This window comes from Streptomyces sp. APSN-46.1 (genome assembly GCF_022815725.1).
GTDB lineage: Bacteria > Actinomycetota > Actinomycetes > Streptomycetales > Streptomycetaceae > Streptomyces.
In genome coordinates, this window is record NZ_JALGRF010000007.1 from 272,667 (window position 1) to 293,495 (window position 20,829).

General features: G+C 72.8%; 13 protein-coding genes. 3 read left to right on the forward strand and 10 right to left on the reverse strand.

Translation table 11 applies throughout. From position 1 onward, the window contains the following. Positions 1 to 641: 641 nt before the first annotated feature. The 6 genes from MTF65_RS20885 to MTF65_RS20910 all read right to left on the reverse strand — a co-directional run bounded on the left by MTF65_RS20885 (position 642) and on the right by MTF65_RS20910 (position 8,595). The gene (locus tag MTF65_RS20885) at positions 642 to 1,142 is read right to left on the reverse strand and encodes a hypothetical protein (RefSeq protein ID WP_243630403.1); all 501 of its coding nucleotides are present in this window, start codon (positions 1,140 to 1,142) and stop codon (positions 642 to 644) included. Then, positions 1,127 to 2,287, reverse strand: coding sequence for a ParA family protein (locus tag MTF65_RS20890; protein WP_374207265.1), 1,161 nt, complete (start codon positions 2,285 to 2,287; stop codon positions 1,127 to 1,129). The genes MTF65_RS20885 and MTF65_RS20890 overlap by 16 nt, the downstream gene beginning before the upstream one ends. A 326-nt stretch (positions 2,288 to 2,613) precedes the next feature. Next, complete coding sequence (gene ald / locus MTF65_RS20895; RefSeq protein ID WP_243630405.1) at positions 2,614 to 3,729, reverse strand: alanine dehydrogenase; 1,116 nt, start codon at positions 3,727 to 3,729, stop codon at positions 2,614 to 2,616. Positions 3,730 to 3,882: 153 nt separating this feature from the next. Continuing rightward, positions 3,883 to 5,844, reverse strand: a complete 1,962-nt coding sequence (locus MTF65_RS20900; protein WP_243630406.1) for a tetratricopeptide repeat protein — start codon at positions 5,842 to 5,844, stop codon at positions 3,883 to 3,885. A 379-nt stretch (positions 5,845 to 6,223) separates the two neighbouring features. After that, positions 6,224 to 6,853: an NUDIX hydrolase gene (locus MTF65_RS20905; protein WP_243630407.1), complete on the reverse strand. Its 630-nt coding sequence runs from the start codon at positions 6,851 to 6,853 to the stop codon at positions 6,224 to 6,226. An 89-nt stretch (positions 6,854 to 6,942) separates the two neighbouring features. Then, complete coding sequence (locus MTF65_RS20910) at positions 6,943 to 8,595, reverse strand: CTP synthase (RefSeq protein ID WP_243630408.1); 1,653 nt, start codon at positions 8,593 to 8,595, stop codon at positions 6,943 to 6,945. 472 nt (positions 8,596 to 9,067) lie between these two features. Between MTF65_RS20910 and MTF65_RS20915 the strand changes: the two genes are divergently transcribed. Together MTF65_RS20915 and MTF65_RS20920 are read left to right on the forward strand one after the other, a co-directional pair. Next, the gene (locus tag MTF65_RS20915) at positions 9,068 to 10,873 is read left to right on the forward strand and encodes a glycoside hydrolase family 15 protein (protein WP_243630409.1); all 1,806 of its coding nucleotides are present in this window, start codon (positions 9,068 to 9,070) and stop codon (positions 10,871 to 10,873) included. A gap of 73 nt (positions 10,874 to 10,946) precedes the next feature. Continuing rightward, entirely contained in the window at positions 10,947 to 12,329 is a 1,383-nt protein-coding gene (locus tag MTF65_RS20920) for an FAD-binding oxidoreductase (RefSeq protein WP_243630410.1), read from the forward strand. 15 nt (positions 12,330 to 12,344) lie between these two features. Here MTF65_RS20920 and MTF65_RS20925 read toward each other — a convergent pair whose 3' ends face one another. Both MTF65_RS20925 and MTF65_RS20930 read right to left on the reverse strand, forming a co-directional pair. Beyond that, complete coding sequence (locus MTF65_RS20925) at positions 12,345 to 13,970, reverse strand: NAD(P)/FAD-dependent oxidoreductase (RefSeq protein WP_243630411.1); 1,626 nt, start codon at positions 13,968 to 13,970, stop codon at positions 12,345 to 12,347. Between the two features lie 11 nt (positions 13,971 to 13,981). Beyond that, positions 13,982 to 15,535: an APC family permease gene (locus tag MTF65_RS20930; RefSeq protein WP_243630412.1), complete on the reverse strand. Its 1,554-nt coding sequence runs from the start codon at positions 15,533 to 15,535 to the stop codon at positions 13,982 to 13,984. A gap of 181 nt (positions 15,536 to 15,716) precedes the next feature. Between MTF65_RS20930 and MTF65_RS20935 the strand changes: the two genes are divergently transcribed. Then, positions 15,717 to 17,348: a PucR family transcriptional regulator gene (locus MTF65_RS20935; RefSeq protein WP_243630413.1), complete on the forward strand. Its 1,632-nt coding sequence runs from the start codon at positions 15,717 to 15,719 to the stop codon at positions 17,346 to 17,348. A 337-nt stretch (positions 17,349 to 17,685) separates the two neighbouring features. On the opposite strand, the gene MTF65_RS20940 is transcribed toward MTF65_RS20935, so the two are convergent. After that, positions 17,686 to 18,798, reverse strand: coding sequence for a glycosyltransferase family 4 protein (locus MTF65_RS20940; RefSeq protein WP_243630414.1), 1,113 nt, complete (start codon positions 18,796 to 18,798; stop codon positions 17,686 to 17,688). Between the two features lie 227 nt (positions 18,799 to 19,025). Beyond that, positions 19,026 to 20,798, reverse strand: a complete 1,773-nt coding sequence (gene recN, locus MTF65_RS20945) for a DNA repair protein RecN (RefSeq protein WP_374207266.1) — start codon at positions 20,796 to 20,798, stop codon at positions 19,026 to 19,028. Positions 20,799 to 20,829: the final 31 nt, after the last annotated feature.

Consider the following 20,829-nt stretch of genomic DNA (forward strand, 5'->3'; position numbering starts at 1 on the left):
GGCAGAGACCCCGACCCTGCGGCCGCCCGGCGCGGCAGCAACCGCGAAGGGCAGCGGCCACGCACGCCGCCAGTCAGGAGTGACGACGACCCCGACAGGCCGTCACCAGCCCAGGGGCCGGCCCGGGATTGGGGCAGAGGGCATCAGCGGCCCCGTGCCGAGTTGTGGCGGCTGCAGGGGCGGCGGACCACGTCGCGGCGGCCCCGCAGGGTCAGCGGAGGCGGGCCAGGTCGCGGCGGCCCCGCAGGTCAGCGGCCACAGGAGCGGCGGACCAGGTCGCAGCGGCCCCCGCAGGGTCAGCGGCCACAGGGGCGGGGCCACAGGACGGGCGGACCAGGTCGCGGCGAGCCCCGCAAGTCAGCGGCCACAGGAGCGGCGGGCGGCGTTTCGGCGGCCCTGGAGAGGGTCAAGGGCCCCGGAGGCGGCAGACGAAGATGCCGGCGCCCCGACGGGTCAGCGACCCCCCAGGCGGCGCACGAGGGGGCTGGGGGCCCGCAGGGTCAGCGGCCGCAGAGGCGGCAGGCGAGGGGGCTGGGGGCCCGCAGGGTCAGCGGCCGCAGAGGCGGCAGGCGAGGGGGCTGGGGACCCGCAGGGTCAGCGACCCCACAGGCGGCAGGCGAGGGGGCTCGGGGCCCGTAGGGTCAGCGGCCGCGGAGGCGGCGGACGAGGATGCTGGCGTCGCCGCGGGATTCCAGGTCGGCCAGGACCACCGCCACCGCCTCGCGGACGATGCGGCCCCGGTCCACCGCCAGCCCGTGCTCCCCGCGCAGCACCAGCCGCGCGTGCTCCAGGTCCATGAGCTCCTCCGCGGAGACATAGACCGTGATCTTCTCGTCGTGCCGCTCACGCCCGCTCGGCCGCCGGTTCGCGCCCCGGCCCTGCCCCTTGCCGCCACGCCCGCCGCCGCCGCCACCGGCGTCCGAGGCGGCGGCAGAACCTTCCTGCGACCGCCGCGGGGCCACCACCGCACCGCCGGCCTCAGCCTCCCGGCTGCGGCCCTCCCCCGCCGTGCCCTCTGCCGTCGCCGCGTGCTGCTCCCCGGCAGGCGGTTGGTCCCGCCTGGGCGAGGACGACTGGAGCGCCATCCCCCCGGTCGTACGGAACAGTTCGTCGGCTCCGGGCAGACTCACTCGGCGGGACACCGGGCGAGCACCTCCCTGGCCAGCTGGCGATAGGCGGCGGCGCCGACGGAGTTGGAGGCGTACGTGGTGATCGGCTCGCCGGCGACCGTGGTCTCCGGGAAGCGCACCGTACGGCCGATGACGGTGTGGTAGACGTGGTCGTCGAAGGCCTCGACGACGCGCGCCAGCACCTCACGGCTGTGCACCGTACGGGAGTCGTACATCGTGGCGAGGATGCCGTCGAGCTCCAGCTCCGGGTTGAGCCGCTCCTGCACCTTCTCGATCGTCTCGGTCAGCAGCGCGACACCACGCAGCGCGAAGAACTCGCACTCCAGCGGCACGATGACCTTGTGAGCCGCCGTCAGGGCGTTCACGGTCAGCAGGCCGAGCGAGGGCTGACAGTCGATCACGATGTAGTCGTAGTCGGGCAGCAGGGGCTTCAGCGCCCGCTGCAGCGTCGACTCGCGCGCGACCTCACTGACCAACTGCACTTCGGCGGCGGACAGGTCGATGTTGCTCGGCAGCAGGTCCATGTTCGGAACCGCCGTCTTGAGCAGCACCTCGTCGGCCGACATGCCCCGCTCCATGAGCAGGTTGTAGACCGTCAGGTCGAGTTCCATCGGGTTCACGCCGAGACCCACGGACAGCGCGCCCTGCGGGTCGAAGTCGACGAGCAGCACCCGGCGCCCGTACTCGGCGAGTGCGGCGCCCAGGTTGATGGTCGACGTGGTCTTGCCCACGCCGCCCTTCTGGTTGCACATCGCGATGATCTTCGCCGGACCGTGGTCGGTCAGCGGACCCGGGATCGGGAAGTACGGCAGCGGCCGTCCGGTCGGGCCGATCCGCTCACGGCGCTGACGGGCAGCGTCGGGGGCGAGAGTGGCCGCGTACTCGGGGTCGGGCTCGTACTCCGCGTCGGGGTCGTAGAAGTGCCCCTCGGGCACCTGGTCGTAGTCGGCGAAACCCACGGGCTTTTCGCCGCTCAGGTCGCCGGCCCTGGAGTTCACGTCTAGGCCGTCCATGCTCTTTCGGGGCGTCGTCATGTGCTGGTGGTTTGCGAAGGTGCGTACTGCGACGGAGCCGACAGCTTCGAGCCCGGCAGGGCCCTGGCCCCGCTCAGGCGTCCCTGCTCGACCACCTCCAGGAGCAAATGTCGACTCATTCACAAGTCGTCTTACCTCCTCGGACGTGACCAGGACACTTATCGATAGGTCAGCGTGGCACCATGCCGACGGTTGGCGACTCTATGGCGTGTCACCGCTCAGCGGCAACACAATCCACCGGACCCGCCGCGTTGTGTCGGCAACCGAACACCACTCTGTCAAGGGCGTCCGGGGCGCCGCCGCGAGGTTTCGCGGGTACGCGAAAGGGTTAAAGGGTTACGTTCGAGGCGAGTTGAGCAGTGCTGCCGGGCTCCCCGCAAACGTCTCCGGCCGGACCTTGCGGGCAAGGTCCGGCCGGAGACGTGAGATTGACGTCAGTCGTTGACGCTTCAGCCGAGCAGCGTGCTCAGCTCAAGGGTCTGGAGGCCGTGGGCCTCGGCGACCGGGCCGTAAACGACCTGGCCGTCATGGGTGTTGAGGCCCAGCGCGAGCGCCGGGTCACGACGCAGCGCCTCGACCCAGCCGAGGTTCGCGAGCTGCACGATGTACGGCAGGGTCGCGTTGGTCAGGGCGTAGGTGGAGGTGTTCGGCACCGCGCCCGGCATGTTGGCGACGCAGTAGAAGACCGAGTTGTGGACCTGGAAGGTCGGCTCGGCGTGGGTGGTCGGACGGGAGTCCTCGAAGCAGCCGCCCTGGTCGATCGCAATGTCGACAAGGACACTTCCGGGCTTCATCTTGGCGACGAGCTCGTTGGTGACCAGCTTCGGGGCCTTCGCACCCGGGATCAGCACCGCGCCGATGACGAGGTCGGCCTCGACGACGGCCTTCTCCAGCTCGAAGGCGTTGGAGACGATCGTCTTGATCTTCGTGCCGAAGATCTTGTCGGCCTCGCGGAGCTTGTTGATGTCGCGGTCGAGCAGGGTCACGTGGAAGCCCATGCCGATGGCGATCTGCGCGGCGTTCCAGCCGGAGACGCCGCCGCCGATGACCACGCACTCGCCGGCGTGGGTGCCGGGGACACCGCCCGGGAGCACGCCGCGGCCGCCGGCCGAGCGCATCAGGTGGTAGGCGCCGACCTGCGGGGCCAGCCGGCCCGCGACCTCGGACATCGGGGCGAGCAGCGGGAGCGCGCGGTTGGCGAGCTCCACCGTCTCGTACGCGATGGCGGTGGTGCCGGACTCCAGCAGGGCGTCCGTGCACTCGCGGGAGGCCGCCAGGTGCAGGTAGGTGAACAGGGTCTGGTCCTTGCGGAGGCGGTGGTACTCCTCCGCGATGGGCTCCTTGACCTTCAGCAGCAGGTCAGCGGTCGCCCACACCTCGTCGGCGGTGCCGAGGATCTCGGCGCCGGCCGAGACGTACTCGGCGTCCGTGATCGAGGAGCCCACACCGGCGTTCTGCTCGATGAAGACCTGGTGGCCGTTGCGGACCAGCTCATGCACGCCGGCGGGCGTGATGGCGACCCGGAACTCGTTGTTCTTGACCTCGCGGGGGATGCCGACCTTCATCGTCGATCACGGTCCTTGACTCAGGGGGATTTAACGGGGCACTTCCATACATACCCGCCCACAAGAACGCGCAACGGGATGCACCACGGGACGCCGCGGTGAAGCCAGTCTAATGAAGGACGACGCGCTGTCTAGCCTTGCAAACAAATAATCTCAGTCGGAATCACTGCGGATTTCGCAGGCTGCGGGGTCGTCTCCCAGCAATCTGTCAGCCATCGAGCGGTGCACCCGGGCCGCCGCGGGATCACCCAGCCGGTCGAGCGTGTCGGCGAGCCGCACCTGGAGCGCGGCCTGAAGGCGCAGGTCTGCGGCACGGCGCGCGAGCTCGACCGCCTCCCGGCAGGTGTGCAGGGATTCCCCGGGCCGCCCGGCGTACTCCTGGACGCGCGCCATCTCGCTCAACGCCTTTGCCTGGCCCGGGACATCGGCCAGTTTCCGGTAGCCCGCGGCGGCCGCCCGCCAACTGCGCAGCGCGTCCCCGTACCGGCCCGCGTAGGTGTGCACATTGCCCAGCCGTCCGTACAGCCTGGCCTCGTCCGCGCGCTCCCCGCGGGCGAGGGCCTGGGACAGGGCCCGGCCGAACCAGTCGGAGGCCCGGTGCCAGTCCTCCAGCTCCTGGTACGCGCCGCCTACGGATTCCATCGCGCGGCCGGTCGCGTACGGGTCGTTCGCCGCCTTTCCCGCGTCCAGCGCGGCCCGGTAGCGCTCCAGCGCCTCCTGGGTCCGCCCGGTCTCGGCGTCGAGGTCGGCCAGGTTCAGCAGCGCGGCGGCCTGCTCCCGGTACAGGTGCCGGCGCTCGGCGACGTCCAGGACCAGGCGGTGCAGCCCGTACAGCTCGGGGGCGGCCGCGGCGGTCCCGCGGTGCTCGGCGAGGGCCCGTACGAGGGCGGCCACCAGCCGGCGGGCCAGGGTGTCCAGCTCACCGTCCGCCACCGCGAGGGAGGCGGCCGCCGACAGCGCGGGCAGCCGGGTGTCCAGCCAGGTCGCGGCCGCCCGCCGGTCGGGGAACCGCAGCGCGCGAGGCAGCCCGTCCAGCTTCTCCCGTACGCCCTCCTCCTCGGCCGCCATGGCCCGGCAGGAGTGCAGCAGCCGTACGGTGCGCTCCAGCATCCGCGCCCGGGCGAGCTGGACCTCGGCGGGGCGCTCCCTGGCCTCCAGCAGGGCCTGGAGGAGCGGGGTGAGGCAGCCGGGCAGCAGGAACAGGCCGTCCTGGCTGTGCCGGACGAGTCCCAGCCCGGCGAACTCCTCCAGCATCGACTGGGCGGCGGCCACGGAGCAGCCGGCGAGGGCGGAGACGGTGTGCGAGTCGATGACGCCGGCGGGTGAGAGCGGAAGCAGGCGCAGGGCGCGCTGGGCGGGCTGCGGCAGGGACTCGTAGACGAGCCGGAAGGCGCGGCCGAGCGGGCCGTTGACGCCGGGCGGCATCTCGTGGAGCTGCTTGGCCACGTCGGCGACGGAGGCCTTGGGGCGGGCGGCGAGCCAGCCCCCGGCCAGGCGGAGGGCCGCGGGCTGGCCGCCGCACTCCTCGGCGAGGGCCTCGGCGGCGAGCGGGTCCACGGTGACGCGGATGTCGCCGATGTGATGGGCGAGCATCCGCACGGCGGAGGGGGTGTCCAGCCCGCCGAGGGTGCAGGGGCGCACATCCGGAATCCCGGTGAGGGGTCCTTCGGCGGTGACGACGACGAGGCACTCGGGGGTGTCGGGCAGCAGGGCGTCCACCTGGAAGGGGTCGGCGGCGTCGTCGATCAGGAGGATCGCGCGGCGGTCGGCGAGGGCGGCGCGCAGGGCGGAGCTGAGCTCGTCCTCGGCGGCGCCGGGCGGGGTGGGCTGCCGGAGCCCTTCGAGCAGGGTGCGAAGGGCCCGCTCGGTGGCGACGGTCTCCCCGCCGGGGGTGGTGAGGCGGACCTTGAGCACCCCGTCGGGGTAGTCGCCGGCGATCTCGCGGACGAACGCCTCTGCGAGGGCGGTGCGGCCTGAGCCGGGGCGCCCGGCGACGAGCAGCACCCGCGCGCGGGGCGCCTTGGCCTTCCGGCCGGAGAGGGTGTCGAGCCCGGTCCGGACGATGTCCTCGCGGAGCTCCTTGAGCTCACGCCGCCGCCCGACGAAATCCGTCACGGATCCGCTCCTCTCCCTGCCCCTGCCCTTCGGGGATCCCGAGCGTAGTTCACACAGAGCGACGACCCGTGTCGGGCGCGGCGGGCAAATCCCCTGATCGGATCAGCGGATGGTCCTCTTTTTCACGCACCGCTCGCGCGGGCAGGGCCCGAGCCGGTCCTGGGGCATGGCCGCCGTCTGCGGGCCCGCCGCTGCGCGGAGCTGCTCCCCGCCCCGCCCTTTCACCGTTTCTCCCCCAGCTACCGCTGGGAGGTGCCCCCAGGGCTCTGCCCGGACCCGCGCCTCAAACGCCGGCGAGGCTGAAAGATCCAGCCTCGCCGGCGTTTGAGGCGCGGGGGTTCGGGGGCGGAGCCCCCGACAGCGGCGCCGCACCCGGCGGCTACGCCTCGTAGGGACGGGCCGGCCAGGGTGCGTCGGCCGGGCGCAGCGCGGTCAGGCCGTCACCAGCCAGCGCAGCGGAAACGGCCAGCACCCCCGTCACCAGCCCCGGGTTGCCCAGCTCGCCCGCCAGAACGCCCCGGACCAGGTCGGCCAGCGGAACCCACGCCAGCTCCATGTCCGCCTCCTCCGACGCGGACTCCGCGTACCGCTCCCCGTCCGCCGCCGAGACGCCCCGGGCGAGGAAGACCCGGATCGCCTCGTCCGAGCCGCCGGGCGACGCGTAGAAGTCGGCCAGCACCCGCCAGTCCTCCGCCTTGACGTGCGCCTCCTCGTACAGCTCCCGCCGCGCCGCGTCCAGCGGGTTCTCCCCCGATACGTCCAGCAGCCCCGCCGGCAGCTCCCACAGCCGCCGTCGCACGGGATGCCGGTACTGGCTCAGCACCAGCACCCGCCCCGCCTCGTCCAGCACCAGCACGCACACCGAGCCGGGGTGCACCTGGTAGTCGCGACGGGCCGCGGACCCGTCGGGCATCCGGACCTCGTCGGAGTTCACCGCCGTCTTCGCGCCCTGGAACGGCCTCTGGGTCGACAGCGTCTCCCAGGATTCCGACGTGTCCTTGATGTTCATGCCCCGAAGCCCTCCACAACGCGCGACAGCCGGGGTACGGATCTCCGTACCCCGGCTGTCTACGTTATGCGGACGCGGCCGCCGTCAGATCACCTGGCCGCCTGCTGGCGCTCCACCGCGGCCTTGACCAGACCCGCGAACAGCGGGTGCGGGCGCGTCGGCCGCGAGCGCAGCTCCGGGTGGGCTTGGGTGGCCACCAGGTACGGGTGCACCTCGCGCGGGTACTCGACGTACTCGACCAGCTTGTTGTCCGGGGAGGTGCCGGAGAAGACGATGCCCGCCTTCTTCTCCAGCTCGCCGCGGTACGCGTTGTTCACCTCGTAGCGGTGGCGGTGGCGCTCGTCCACGTACGCCTGGTCGCCGTAGACCTCGCGCACGATCGAGCCCTCGGCGAGCTTCGCCGGGTACATGCCCAGGCGCATGGTGCCGCCCAGGTCGCCCGCGCCCTCGACGAAGGCCAGCTGCTCCTCCATGGTCGAGATGACCGGGTGCGGGGTGGAGGCGTCGAACTCGGTGGAGTTCGCGTCCTCGATGCCCGCGAGGTTGCGCGCGGCCTCGATGACCACGCACTGCAGACCCAGGCACAGGCCGAGCAGCGGGATCTTGTTCTCGCGGGCGTAGGTGATCGCGCCGACCTTGCCGGTGACGCCTCGGTCGCCGAAACCGCCGGGCACGCAGATCGCGTCCACGTCGGCCAGCTGCGCCGCGGCGTCCGCCGGGGTCTTGCAGTCGTCGGAGGTGACCCACTTGATCTGGACGCGGGCCTTGTTGGCGAAGCCGCCGGCGCGCAGCGCCTCGGTCACCGACAGGTAGGCGTCGGGCAGGTCGATGTACTTGCCGACGAGCGCGACCTTGACCTCGTGGTCGGGGTTGTGGACCCGGTCCAGCAGGTCCTCCCAGACGGTCCAGTTGACGTCGCGGAAGGGCAGGTCGAGCTTGCGCACGACGTACGCGTCCAGGCCCTCGGTGTGCAGGACCTTGGGGATGTCGTAGATCGACTTGGCGTCGATGGCCGCGACCACGGCCGCCTCGTCCACGTCGCACATCAGCGAGATCTTGCGCTTGATGGAGGTGGGGACCTCGCGGTCGGCGCGCAGCACGATCGCGTCGGGCTGGATGCCGATGTTGCGCAGGGCCGCGACCGAGTGCTGGGTCGGCTTGGTCTTCAGCTCGCCGGAAGGACCGATGTAGGGCAGCAGCGAGATGTGCACGACGAACACGTTGTCGCGGCCGACCTCGTGGCGCACCTGGCGGACGGTCTCCAGGAACGGCAGCGACTCGATGTCGCCGACGGTGCCGCCGACCTCGGTGATGACGACGTCGACGTCCGCGGTCGCCATGCGGCGGATGCGGTGCTTGATCTCGTTGGTGATGTGCGGGATGACCTGCACGGTGTCACCGAGGTACTCGCCGCGCCGCTCCTTGGCGATGACCGTGGAGTAGACCTGGCCGGTGGTGACGTTGGCCGAGCCGTCGAGGTCGACGTCGAGGAAGCGCTCGTAGTGGCCGATGTCCAGGTCGGTCTCGGCGCCGTCGTTGGTGACGAACACCTCGCCGTGCTGGAACGGGTTCATCGTGCCGGGGTCGACGTTCAGGTACGGGTCGAGCTTCTGCATGGTGACCCGCAGGCCGCGCGCCTTCAGCAGCGCACCCAGGCTGGAGGCCGTCAGCCCCTTGCCGAGGGACGAAGCGACACCCCCGGTGACGAAGATGTGCTTGGTCGTCATTGATTTGGGCGGCATCGCCAAGAGGGGGCTCCCGTGGTCGCGAAGTGAGGTGCGTCCGGCGCCGGCCACCGTCGAACCGGAAGGTCTCAGGGGGCGCCGAAGCTGCGGTTTCGGGGCTCCTGATTCGCACAGGCAGACCACCGGTCCACGGGGTACCAGCCTATCAGCGCCCGGACGGGTCTGCCTCCGGCCACACGGCCGCGGCGGCAGGCGAACGGCGCGGCGCGACCGTCCGGCCTGGTCACAAGCAGGGTCACCCATTCGGCCCAGTCTCATTGTCGGCGGGCTTACGGAGATCACTAGGGTGCCGACATATCCTGCTCGGATATCGCTTCACATCGCCCGCCGAGCAGTCCGGCAGACGGCGCGACCCCGCCGACATACGGAATCATGGCTCGATGCGGGGGTCCCTCCCACAGGAGACCGCGCAACCGCGCATTGCAAGCGCCCTTCGGGGCGGACGTGGCCGTTCGACTGGAGATGCAACGTGTCCGGGCGCATCGAGGATTACGCACTGATCGGTGACATGCAGACAGCCGCGCTCGTCTGCCGGGACGGATCGGTGGACTGGCTGTGTCTGCCCCGTTTCGACTCCCATGCCATCTTCGCGGGCATCCTCGGCACCGAGGACCACGGGTTCTGGCGGATCGGCCCCGCGTTCCCGGCCGGGGCCGAGGCCCCGCGCGCGAGCCGCCGGAGCTACCGCGGCGACTCGCTGGTGCTGGAGTCCGAGTGGGACACGCCGCGCGGCACGGTCCGGGTCATCGATTTCATGCCGCCTCGCGAGGGCCACGCCCCGCAGCTGATCCGCATCGTCGAGGGCGTGAGCGGGCGCGTGCGGATGCACTCCGCGCTGCGCATGCGGTTCAGCTACGGGCGGGTCGTGCCCTGGGTGCACAAGGTGGACGGGCGCACGGTCGCCGTGGCGGGGCCCGACTCCGTCTGGCTGGACGCCGACGCGCAGACCTACGGCAAGGACCTGACGACGTACTCCGACTTCACCCTCGGGCCGGGCGACCGGCGGGCCTTCTGCATCAGCTGGCAGCCCTCGCACAAGGGCGCTCCGGAAGCCCCCGACGCCGAGTCGGCGCTGGAGGCCACCGCCGAGTTCTGGCGCGAGTGGGTCGAGCAGTGCACGTACCACGGGCCCTACCGGGAGGCGGTGATCCGCTCCCTGATCACCCTCAAGGCGCTGACGTACGCGCCCACGGGCGGGATCGTCGCCGCCCCGACCACCTCCCTCCCGGAGGAGATCGGCGGCGTGCGGAACTGGGACTACCGCTACACCTGGCTGCGGGACGCGGCGATCACCCTCTCCTCGCTGCTGCGCACCGGCTACCGCGAGGAGGCCCGGGCCTGGCGCGAGTGGCTGCTGCGCGCGGTGGCCGGCGACCCGGAGAACCTCCAGATCATGTACGGGATCGCGGGCGAGCGGGAGCTCGGCGAGACCGAACTCGACTGGCTGCCCGGGTACGAGAACTCGCGGCCGGTCCGCGTCGGCAACGGCGCGGCGGGCCAGCTCCAGCTCGACGTGTACGGCGAGGTCACCGAGGCCCTGCACCTGGGTCACATGACGGGCCTGGCCCGCAGCGACTACGCCGCGCTGCTCCAGCTCAAGCTGATCCGCTACCTGGAGACCCACTGGGACCAGCCGGACGAGGGCATTTGGGAGGTGCGCGGCCCGCGCCGCCACTTCGTGCACTCGAAGGTGATGGCCTGGGTGGCCGTGGACCGCACGATCAAGCTGATCGAGAGCGGGGACGCGGACGGCCCGCTGGACCGCTGGCGCGAACTGCGCGACGAGATCCACCAGGACGTGTGCGAGAAGGGCTACGACAAGGAGCGCAACACCTTCACCCAGTCGTACGGGTCGAAGGAGCTGGACGCCTCCCTGCTGCTGATTCCGCAGATGGGCTTCCTGCCGCCGGACGACAAGCGGGTCATCGGCACCATCGAGGCGATCCAGCGCGAGCTGTCCACGCCCGACGGGTTCATCCTGCGGTACCCGACGAGCGGCGCGGAGGCCGGCGTGGACGGCCTGGAGGGGGACGAGGGGGCCTTCCTCGCCTGCTCGTTCTGGATGGCCGACGACCTCGCGATGATCGGCCGGGTGGACGAGGCCCGCCGGCTCTTCGAGAGGCTGCTGTCGCTGCGCAACGACCTGGGGCTGCTGGCCGAGGAGTGGGATCCGCGCCTGCAACGGCAGGTCGGGAACTTCCCGCAGGCGTTCAGCCACGTCCCCCTGATCGACACGGCGCTGCGGCTGACGGCGAGCGGGGCGTACGGGGGCTGATCCCGGCGCGCCGTGCGGATCGTGCCCGCCTACGCTGAAGAGGTCCCATGCCCTTCTCGGAAGGGGGTAGCCCATGGCGCCCTTCACGAAGGCGGCCACGGCGCTCGCCGCGCTCCGCGAGGACGTGTCCGGCCAGGTCTTCGCTCCCGCGGATCCGGGGTACGAGGAGGCGCGGACGGTCTTCAACGCGATGATCGACCGCCGGCCGGCCGTCATCGTCCAGTGCGAGAGCGTCCCGGACGTGGCCACGGCGGTGCGCTTCGCCCGCGACCTGGACCTCCACATCGCGGTGCGCGGCGGTGGCCACAGCGTGGCCGGCCAGGCCCTCAACGACGGCGGAGTGGTGGTGGACCTGCGCCGGATGCACGAGGTGACGGTCCATCCGGCCGCCAAGGCGGCCCGGATCGAGGGCGGGGCCACGATGAGCCACCTGGACCGGGCCTGCCAGCCGCACGACCTGGCGACCACCGGCGGCCGCGCCTCCACGACCGGCGTGGGCGGTTTCGTGCTGGGCGGCGGCTCGGGCTGGCTGGACCGGGCGTTCGGCCTGGCCGTCGACAACCTCCTCGGGGTCGAGCTGGTCACGGCCGACGGCTCGCTGGTCGAGGCCACGGCCGAGGAGAACCCGGAGCTGTTCTGGGCTCTGCACGGCGGCGGCGGGAACTTCGGCATCGCCACGGCGCTCACCCTGCGGCTGCACGAGCTGCCCGCCATGTCGATGGCGCTGGTGCTGTACCTGCCCGAGCACGGGCGCCAAGCCGTGCGCACGTACCGGAACCTGATCGAGGCCGGGCCCCCCGAGGCGAGCGGCATGGTGCTCTACATGTGCGCCCCGCCGGAGGACTTCATACCGCCGCGGCTGGTCGGTCAGCTGCTGTGCGGCGTGCTGCTGACGTACGCCGGGCCCGAGGAGCGGATGCGCAAGCTCGCCGGGCCGCTGCTGGCGCTCCCGCACGAGGCGGAGATCGTGACGGCCATCCCCTACGCCGACCTCCAGTGCATGATCGACGACCCGCCGGGCCTGCGGAACTACTGGTCGGCGGAGTATCTGACCGGCCTGCCGGACGAACTGGTGGAGGTCTACTGCGCACGCGGCGAGTCGCTGCCGCTGCCGACCGGCACCCAGCACGCCCTGTGGCCGCAGGGCGGGGCCATCGCCGCCGGACCGGAGGTCTGGCCGGTTCCGTACCGGGACGCGGCGTGGACCGTGCACCCCTTCGGGATCTGGGAGGACCCGGCGGACGACGCCCGCAACATCCAGTTCGTCAAGGACGTCCGCGCCGACGTCCAGCCGTGGAGCACCGGCGCGGTCTACCTCAACTTCATCGGCGACGAGGGCGCGGACCGGGTGGTCGCCGGGCTCGGCGCCGAGAACACCCGGCGCCTGGCCGCGGTGAAGCGGGAGTACGACCCGGACAACGTCTTCCGCTTCAACCACAACATCAAGCCCGCCTGACCGGGTCAGATCCGATCAGATCAGGGCGGCGATCACCTCCCGCGCCGCCCGCTCGCCCTCGGTGGCGCCGCCTTCCATGAACCCCTGGAAGTCGTAGCTGCAGTGCTCGCCGCCGATGTGGACGTTGCCCTGCGCGGTGCCCTCGTACTGGGCGTAGCGGTGCAGGTAGCCGGTCGGCCAGTACGAGTACGCCCCCAGCGCGTACGGGTTGCGGTGCCAGGCGGAGAGCTGGGCCCGTCCGTTCCAGACGGCCTTGGTGCCGGGGAAGAACGCGTCGACGCCCGTCAGCATCCGGCTCGCGAGGTCGCGTACGTACGGGTCGGCCTCGGTGGCGAAGGGGCTGCCGGGGGTGAGGGACCCGGCCAGGGCGCCGCCGCCGTACTGGAGCAGGATGCCGCCGGTGCCGGGCTGCACTTTGGTGGTGTCCCAGGTCTGCTGGATGTCGGAGTCGGTGAAGCAGTCCCCGGCGGAGACGCCCGGCCAGGGGCCGGTGCCGCGCCAGGGCCGCGCCGTGAACTGCATGTTGAGCTTGGTGCAGTAGCCCATCCGGGCATCGCGCAGCAGGTTGCGCATGAGGGGGTCGAAGCCGGCTCCGGAGGTGTCGACGCGCTGGAGGACCGGGAGCGGCAGACACAGGACGGTGTGGTCGGCGACGACCGTGCGGGTGGCGCCGGAGTCGTTGAAGGTGAGGGTCTGGGTGCCGTCGGCGTCGGCCCGTACGGCGACCAGCTCGCGGCCCATCACGATCGATCCGGCGGGCAGCGCGGCGGCGATGGCGTTCGGCAGCCGGTCGTTGCCGCCGGTGATGTGGTAGCGCTCGTTGGACAGGCCCCAGACGTTGAATCGGCCGGGGTTGGGCTGATAGCCCATCAGGAGGACCAGCGCGAGGGCGGACTGCTGGTCAGTGTCGGCGCCGTACTCGACGGTGTAGGCCACGTCGATGAAGCGGCCGAGCCGGGAGCCGTGGCCGCCGGGGACCCGGGTCTCGATCCACTCGTAGAGGGTCATGTTGTCGAGGGCCGTGCCGGCGGGGGTGGAGGAGTTCCAGGTGACCTCTCCGGCCTCCTGGAGGTCGCGGTGCAGCGCCTGGTAGACGGCCTTGAAGTCCTCGTCGGCCTGGGTGCGCGAGTAGTACGCGCCGTCGAACCAGAGGACTTCCTCGGCCCCGTTGGGTCCGCCGCCGAGGAAATCCTCGGTGGGCAGGCCGAAGCGGCGGCACAGTTCCAGGATCTTCTTGTGGCTGGTGTCGATGAGTTCGCCGCCGATCTCGGAGGTCTGCCCGTACGCCCAGTGGTCGCGCTGGGTCCACATCCGGCCGCCGACCCGGGCGGGGTTGGCCTCGTAGAGGGTGCAGTCGACTCCCGCGTCCTTGAGGGTGAGGGCGGCGGTCAGGCCGGATATGCCCGCGCCGACCACGGCGACGCGGACGGGCCCGACGGGCCTCTTGGCGGGGGCCGCCTCCACGGCGTGCGCGGTCGCGGAGGACGCGAGGGCGGTACCCAGGCCGAGGGCGGCGGCCCGGCCGAGGAGTTCGCGGCGGGTGGAACCGCGGACCTCGGCGGCGGGCATCCCCAGCCGGTCGGCGGCCGCGTGCTCGGCGGCGAGTCGGCGGAGCGAGTGCATCAGGGGCGTACGGGCCATGGCGGCGGCTCCTAGACGTTCGCGGTGGACGCGGAAGTGGAGGTGTCGGGGGCGGTGTCGGTGCGCTCGGCGGCGTCCTCCAGGACGATCCGGCCGATGATCTCGTAGCGTTCGGGGGCCTTCGCCTTGAGCCAGAGGCCGAGGCCGAGGCCGCCGAGGAACACCGCGCCGACGATCCAGGGGATCAGGTCGAAGAAGAGGGAGCCGGCCGCGCTGCCGGCCGCGGTCTCCAGGTTGAGGACCAGCAGGACCACGACCGCGGTCATGCCGACGCCGCCTAGCAGCGGCGCGGTGAAGGTCGTGAACCAGTGCCGGTCCTCGGGGTGGTTCTTGCGGAAGTAGCCGATGACGGCGAAGGAGCACAGCGTCTGGACGATCAGGATCGCCATCGTGCCGAGGATGGCGAGCAGCGTGTACAGGTGCAGGTACGGGTCCTGCCCGGTGAGCCAGAATCCGGCGACGAGCGCGGTGGCGATGGCGGTCTGCACGACGGACGCCACGTGCGGGGACCCGTGCCGGGGGTGGGTGTGGCCGAGCTTCGGGGACAGGAAGCCCTCGCGGCCGATGGCGTAGAGGTAGCGGGCGGCGCACTGGTGGAAGGCCATTCCGCAGGCGAAGGAGCCGGTGAGCAGCAGCCATTGGAAGGCGTCGACGGCCCATGCGCCGATGAAGGTCTGCGTGGGGGCGAAGAAGAGGTCGAGGGGGCTGGTGGAGGCCGACAGTTCCACGGACTTGGCGAGGCCGTTGCCCGCGATGGTCATCCAGGAGACGTAGATGTAGAAGAGGCCGACGCCGACGACGGAGATCAGGGTGGCCTTGGGGATGACCCGCTTGGGGTCGCGGGACTCCTCCCCGTACATGGCGGTGGACTCGAAGCCGACCCAGGACCAGAAGGCGAAGAAGAGCCCGAGTCCGGCGGAGGTGCCGGTGAAGGCGTTCTTCGGGTTGACGGGTTCGAGCGGGATCCCCTCCGGGCCGCCGCCGGCGATCAGGACGGCGGTGGCGACGGCGAACAGGACGGCGATCTCGGCGACGAGCATCACGCCGAGGGCCTTGGCGGTGAGGTTGATGTCGAAGTGGGCGAGGGCGGCGGTGACGGCGAGCATCGCGGCCGCGTACACGATCCAGGGCAGGTCCACGCCGAGCTGGTCGTGGACGGTGGTCTTGGCGAAGTAGGAGAAGACGCCGACGATCGAGGCCTCGAAGACGATGTACGCGAGGACGGCGAGCATCCCGGACGCCATGCCGGCGATGCGGCCGAGGCCGTGCGAGATGTAGCCGTAGAAGGCGCCGGCGGCGGTGATCCGCTTGGCCATCGCCACGTAGCCGACCGCGAAGACCGTGAGCACGAGCGTCGCGAAGAGATAACCGGCCGGGGCGCCCACGCCGTTGCCGAAGCCGACGGCGATGGGGAGGTTGCCGGTCATGGCGGTGATCGGGGCGGCGGTGGCGACGGCCATGAACACGACGCCGACCAGGCCGACCGAGTTGGCCTTCAGCCGTTGGACCTGCGGGGCCGGGGCCGCGGGTGCTTCTGACGACCCGTCGGTGATGTCTCTGCTCATGAAGTCCTCTTCCGTGTCGAGGGCGCTCACTCTCTCCCCGCGTGACGCACGCCACAATCGGCATGTGGTCCGATAATGTCCGGGCGAGGACGACGAGTTGTCGGGCCGGATGGGGGCACGCGGGCCTTCGTAACCGGGAGGTGATGTGCTCGGAACAGGCCTGCCGGTAGCGTCCCGCGATATGGACAATCAGGGCGGGATCACCGTTCAGCGGGCACTGGAACTGCCGGGACTGCGCAGCGGGCTGCCGGAGGTGCTGGCCTGCGCCGACCGCCTCGGCCGGACCGTGCGCTGGGTGCACGCGGGCGAGGTGCCGAACATCGCGTCCCTGCTCAAGGGCGGCGAGCTGCTGCTGACCACGGGCCTCGGCCTCGGTACCCGGCCCGCCGAGCAGCGTGCCTTCGTACGCCGCCTCGCGGACCGGGGGATCGCGGCGCTGGTGGTCGAGCTCGGCCCCCGCTTCACCCGGCTCCCGGCGACGCTGGTCGAAACCGCCCGCGCGGCCGGCCTCCCCCTGGTCCAGCTCCACCGGGAAGTCCCCTTCGTGACGGTGACGGAGGAGATCCACACCGAGATCGTCAACCACCACTACGCCCTGCTCCAGCGGGCCGAGGAGGTCCACCGGCGCTGCACGGAGGCCCTGCTGGGCGGCGGCGGGATCCCGCAGGTGCTGCGCATCCTGGCGGACTTCACCGCGAACCCGGTGTTCCTGGAGACCCCGGACGGGCAGCTGCTGTACGCGGCCGGCCCGGTCGCCGGGGAGGCCGCGGCGGACCCGCTCCAGGTGTGGGAGGGCCTGCGGGGACAGCGCGCGGCGGAGCCCTCGGCCAACACCGCGGTCATCGACGTCCCCGGGGGCGGCCACGGCACCGGCTCGGTCCGCGCGCGTCTGGTCCTGCTGGGGGTCTCGGCCCCGCTGCTGCCCGTCCACCGGATGGCGGCGGAGCGGACGGCGGGGGTGCTGGCCGTCGTACTGATGCAGGCGCGGCAGGAGGACGAGCTGGCGGCGCGCGGGCGCGGGGACTTCCTGACGGACCTGGCCGAGGGGCGCATCTCGGCCGAGGACGCCCCGGCGCAGGCCCGTGTGCTCGGGTTCAAGCCGGGGGCCGGGCCGCTGCTGCCGGTCGTCATGCGGCTGTCCTCGGACCTGGGGCCGTCGGGGAACTGGGCGGTCCTGGCCCGGGCGGTGCTGGAGGAGCTGTCCTCGGTCGGCGTCCCGGTGCTGCTGGGCGTCCGCCCGGTGGAGGGGCGGGTTCCGCTCCTGGTGTCCCTCCGGACCGAGTCGGAACGCACGGCGGTCGCCGACCGGGTCGCGGCGGCGCTGCGGGCGGGCGTCGAACGGGCCGGCCTGGACCGGGCCACCGCCCCGCCGGCGGTGGTCGTCGGCGTCGCGGGCGGCTGGGCGGCGGCCTCGGCCGGCCTGCGCCACGCGGCGGAGACCGCCACCGCCGCGCACGGGCTTCCGGCCCGGCCCTGGTACGACGCGCGCCGCCTCGACATCGACCTGCTGCTGTGGCGGCTGCGCGAACACCCCGACCTGGCGGCCTTCGTGGACCGCGCGATCGGGGCCCTGCGGGTGCACGACACCGCCTCGCGGCCGCCGCTGCTGCCCACCCTGGAGACGTACCTGGCCCATGCGGGCCGCAAGGCGGAGACGGCCCGTGAACTCCACCTGAACCGGCAGACCCTGTACAACCGGCTGGCCCGCATCTCGGAACTCCTGGGCACGGACCTGGACGACCCGGAGACGGTCCTCTCCCTGAGCCTCGCCCTCCGCGCCCGCCGCCACGTTCCCGCTGCTACTCCCTCTTGACGCACCCCTCGCACCGCTCAGCGCTGGCGCGCTTCCCGGGCTTCGGGCCGCTGCGCCGGACTCCGTCCGTCGGACCTTGGGCGGGGTCTCCGCCACCCCCGTTCGGTGGGCGGGTGCGGGTTCGCGTGCCGCTGCGCGGAGCTTCTCCCCGCCCCGCCCCTTCTCCGTTTCCCGGGCTCTGCCCGGACCCGGCCCTCAAACGCCGGGCGGGCTGAAATATCAGCCTCGCCGGCGTTTGAGGCCCCGCCGGGCAATTTCAGCCTCGCCGGCGAGGCTGAAAATGGCGGCGGCCGGCACGGATCGGGCCGTATCGCGCGGGCAGGCGCCGCCGGAGGGGTTACCCCCGGCGGCGTTCCGTCAGCTCGTCGTATACCGCCAGGACCTGCGCCACCGTGTCGTCCTCCGACGGCCACGTCGCGGCACGTGCCCGCCCCGCCGCGCCCAGCGCGGCCCGGCGGGCCGGATCTCCCAGCAGCCCCGCCACCGCCGAGGACAGCGCACCCCGGTCCCCGTACGGCACCAGCACCGCCGCGTCCCCGACCAGCTCCGGCACGCCCCCCACCGCCGTGGCCACCAGCGCCACCCCGGCCCGCAGGGCCTCCTGCGCCAGCAGCGACCGGCCCTCCCAGCGGCTCGGCAGCACCGCCACGTCCGCCGCGGCCAGCAGCTCCGCCGCGTCCCGGCGCCGCCCCAGCAACCGCACCGGCAGCGCCTCCAGCTCGATGCGCCGGGCCAGTTCGGCCCGCTGCGGCCCCTCCCCCGCGATCACCAGCAGCGGCACGGGGTCCAGCGTCCGCCAGGCCCGCGCCGCGTCCAGCAGCACGGAGTACCCCCGCCGCGGCACCAGGCTGCCGACCGCGATCACCAGCGGCCGCTCCACCACCCCGAGTTCCGCCCGCGCCTTGCCCGGGTCCGCGCCCGCCGCGAACCCCGCGGGCATCGCCACCGCCGCCAGCCGCGCGTCCCGCGCACCGCGCAGCCGCGCCAGGTCCACCTGGTCCGACGAGGACCCCAGCACCACCGCCGCCGCCCGCGCCACCCGCCGCTCCAACAGCCGGCCCAGCCGCCCCAGCGCGCCCGCGGCCTCGGGCACACCCCCGTGCCAGCTCACCACCAGCGGGGCCCGGTGCCCGCGCAGCGCCAGCGCGGCCCGCAGCCCGGCCCGTACGCCATGCGCGTGCACCACGTCCGCCCCCGCGCACGCGGCGCGCAGCGCACTCGCCGCGTCCGGCGCGAAGGACGCCCCGGCGCCGGTGAAGTCGTACGCCCCCTCGGCCTCGACGGGGGCGCACACGGTGACCCGCACCCCCCGGGCGGCGAGCCCGGTCGTGAGGGACCGCACGTGCGTACCGCTGCCCGGGCCGGCGCCGCCGAGCACTTGGACGGCGCTCAACGGCGGCCGCCCGTACGGCGGGGCCTGGGCGGGTACCGGGACCGGGGAGCTGCTCACGGGCCGAAGCTCCTGGGTGAGGGAGGCAGAGTCGACGCCCAGGATGCCAGTCCGCACGCGCGTTCCGGGACCATACGGGTGCGGATCCCGTACGAAGTACCTCCACACGCCCGCCCGCCTCACCCACACGGGCTAGCCCTGGCCTAGCCCGGCGTCGTCCCGGCCTCCGCGCAAAGCGGTGGGGGCCCGGGGCGCCGCGCGCCCCGAGCCCCCTCCCCGCGATGTCCCTACGCGTCCGCGCGGGCCGCCGCGAGCAGTTCCTCCGCGTGCGCCCGGGCGGTCTCCGAGTCCTCCTGGCCCGCCAGCATCCGCGACAGCTCGCGGATGCGGTCCTCACCCTCCAGGACGGTGACGCCGCTTCGGGTCACGGCCCCGTCGACGGTCTTCTCCACCAGCAGCTGCCGGTCCGCGAAGGCCGCCACCTGCGGCAGGTGCGTGACGACCACGACCTGCGCCGACTTGGCCAGCTTCGCGAGCCGCCGGCCGACCTCCACCGCCGCCTTGCCGCCGACGCCCGCGTCGACCTCGTCGAAGAGGTACGTGGGGACCGGGTCCGAGCCCGCGAACACGACCTCCACCGCCAGCATCACCCGGGACAGCTCACCGCCCGAAGCACCCTTGGCGATCGGCCGCGGCTGGGCGCCCGGGTGCGGGGCCAGCAGCAGTTCGACCTCGTCGGCGCCCGAGGGGCCGTACGCGACGTTCCGGCCGCCGACCTCGACGCCGTCGGCGTCCTCGGGGGACTCGGTCTGCCGGATGTCGATGGTCACCCGGGCGTGCGGCATCGCCAGCGAGGCCAGCTCCTCCGTCACGGCGGACGCGAACCGGGTGGCCGCCTCGCCCCGCGCGTCCGTCAACGCCTGGGCCAGCAGCGACAGTTCGTCCCGGAGCCCGTCCCGCTCGGCGGTCAGCTCCGCGATCCGCTCGTCGTCGCCGTCCAGCTCCAGCAGCCGTGCGGAACCCCGCTGGGCCCATTCCAGTACGGAGTCGACCGAATCGCCGTACTTGCGGGTCAGCTGCGTCAGGGCCGCCCGGCGCTCCTCCACCGCGGCCAGCCGCAGCGGATCGGCGTCCAGGTTGTCGGCGTACCCGGCCAGCTCCCCCGCCACATCGCCGAGCAGGATGCCCAGCTCACCGATCCGCTCGGCGAGCACGCCGAGCGCCGGGTCGTGCGACCGTACGGATTCCAGCGCCCGGTACGCGCCCGCGACGAGCGTGTTCGCGTCGATGCCCTCCGGGTCCTCCGGATTGCCGGCCAGGGCCGCGTGCGCGAGCTGCGCCGCCGAGGCCAGCGCCTCGGCGTGCCCGAGCCGTTCGGCCTCCGCCGCCAGTTCGGCGTCCTCGCCGGCCAGCGGCTCCACGGCCGCGATCTCGTCCAGCCCGAAGCGCAGCAGATCCGCCTCCTGGGCCCGCTCCCTGGCCAGGGTGGTGATCTCCTCCAGTTCGGCGGCGACCGCGCGCAGACGCCGGTAGGCGCCCGCGTACTTCTCCAGCGGGACGGCGACGGCGTCCCCCGCGTACCGGTCCAGGGCCTGCCGCTGCCGGGCCGGCCGCAGCAGGCCCTGCTGATCGGTCTGCCCGTGCACGGCGACGAGGTCGTCCGCGAGCTCGCCGAGCAGGCCGACGGGCACGGAGCGGCCGCCGACGTGGGCGCGCGAACGCCCCTCGGCGGACACGGTCCGGCTGATCAGCAGGGCGCCGTCGTCGAGCTCGGCCCCGGCCTCCCCGGCGCGTACGGCGGCGGGCGCGTCGGGGCGCATGACGAGGCGGCCCTCGACGACCGCCGCCTTGGCGCCGATCCGCACCAGGGCCGGGTCGGCGCGCCCGCCGAGCAGCAGCCCGAGGCTGGTGACGACCATGGTCTTGCCCGCGCCGGTCTCGCCGGTCACCGCGGTGAAACCGGGCGACAGCTCGACCACCGCGTCGTCGATGACCCCGAGCGACCGTATCCGCATCTCCTCAAGCACGGGACGACGATACCGAGGTTTCACCGGTGCCATGTGACGTCACCCATCGAGAGTTTCCCGAACG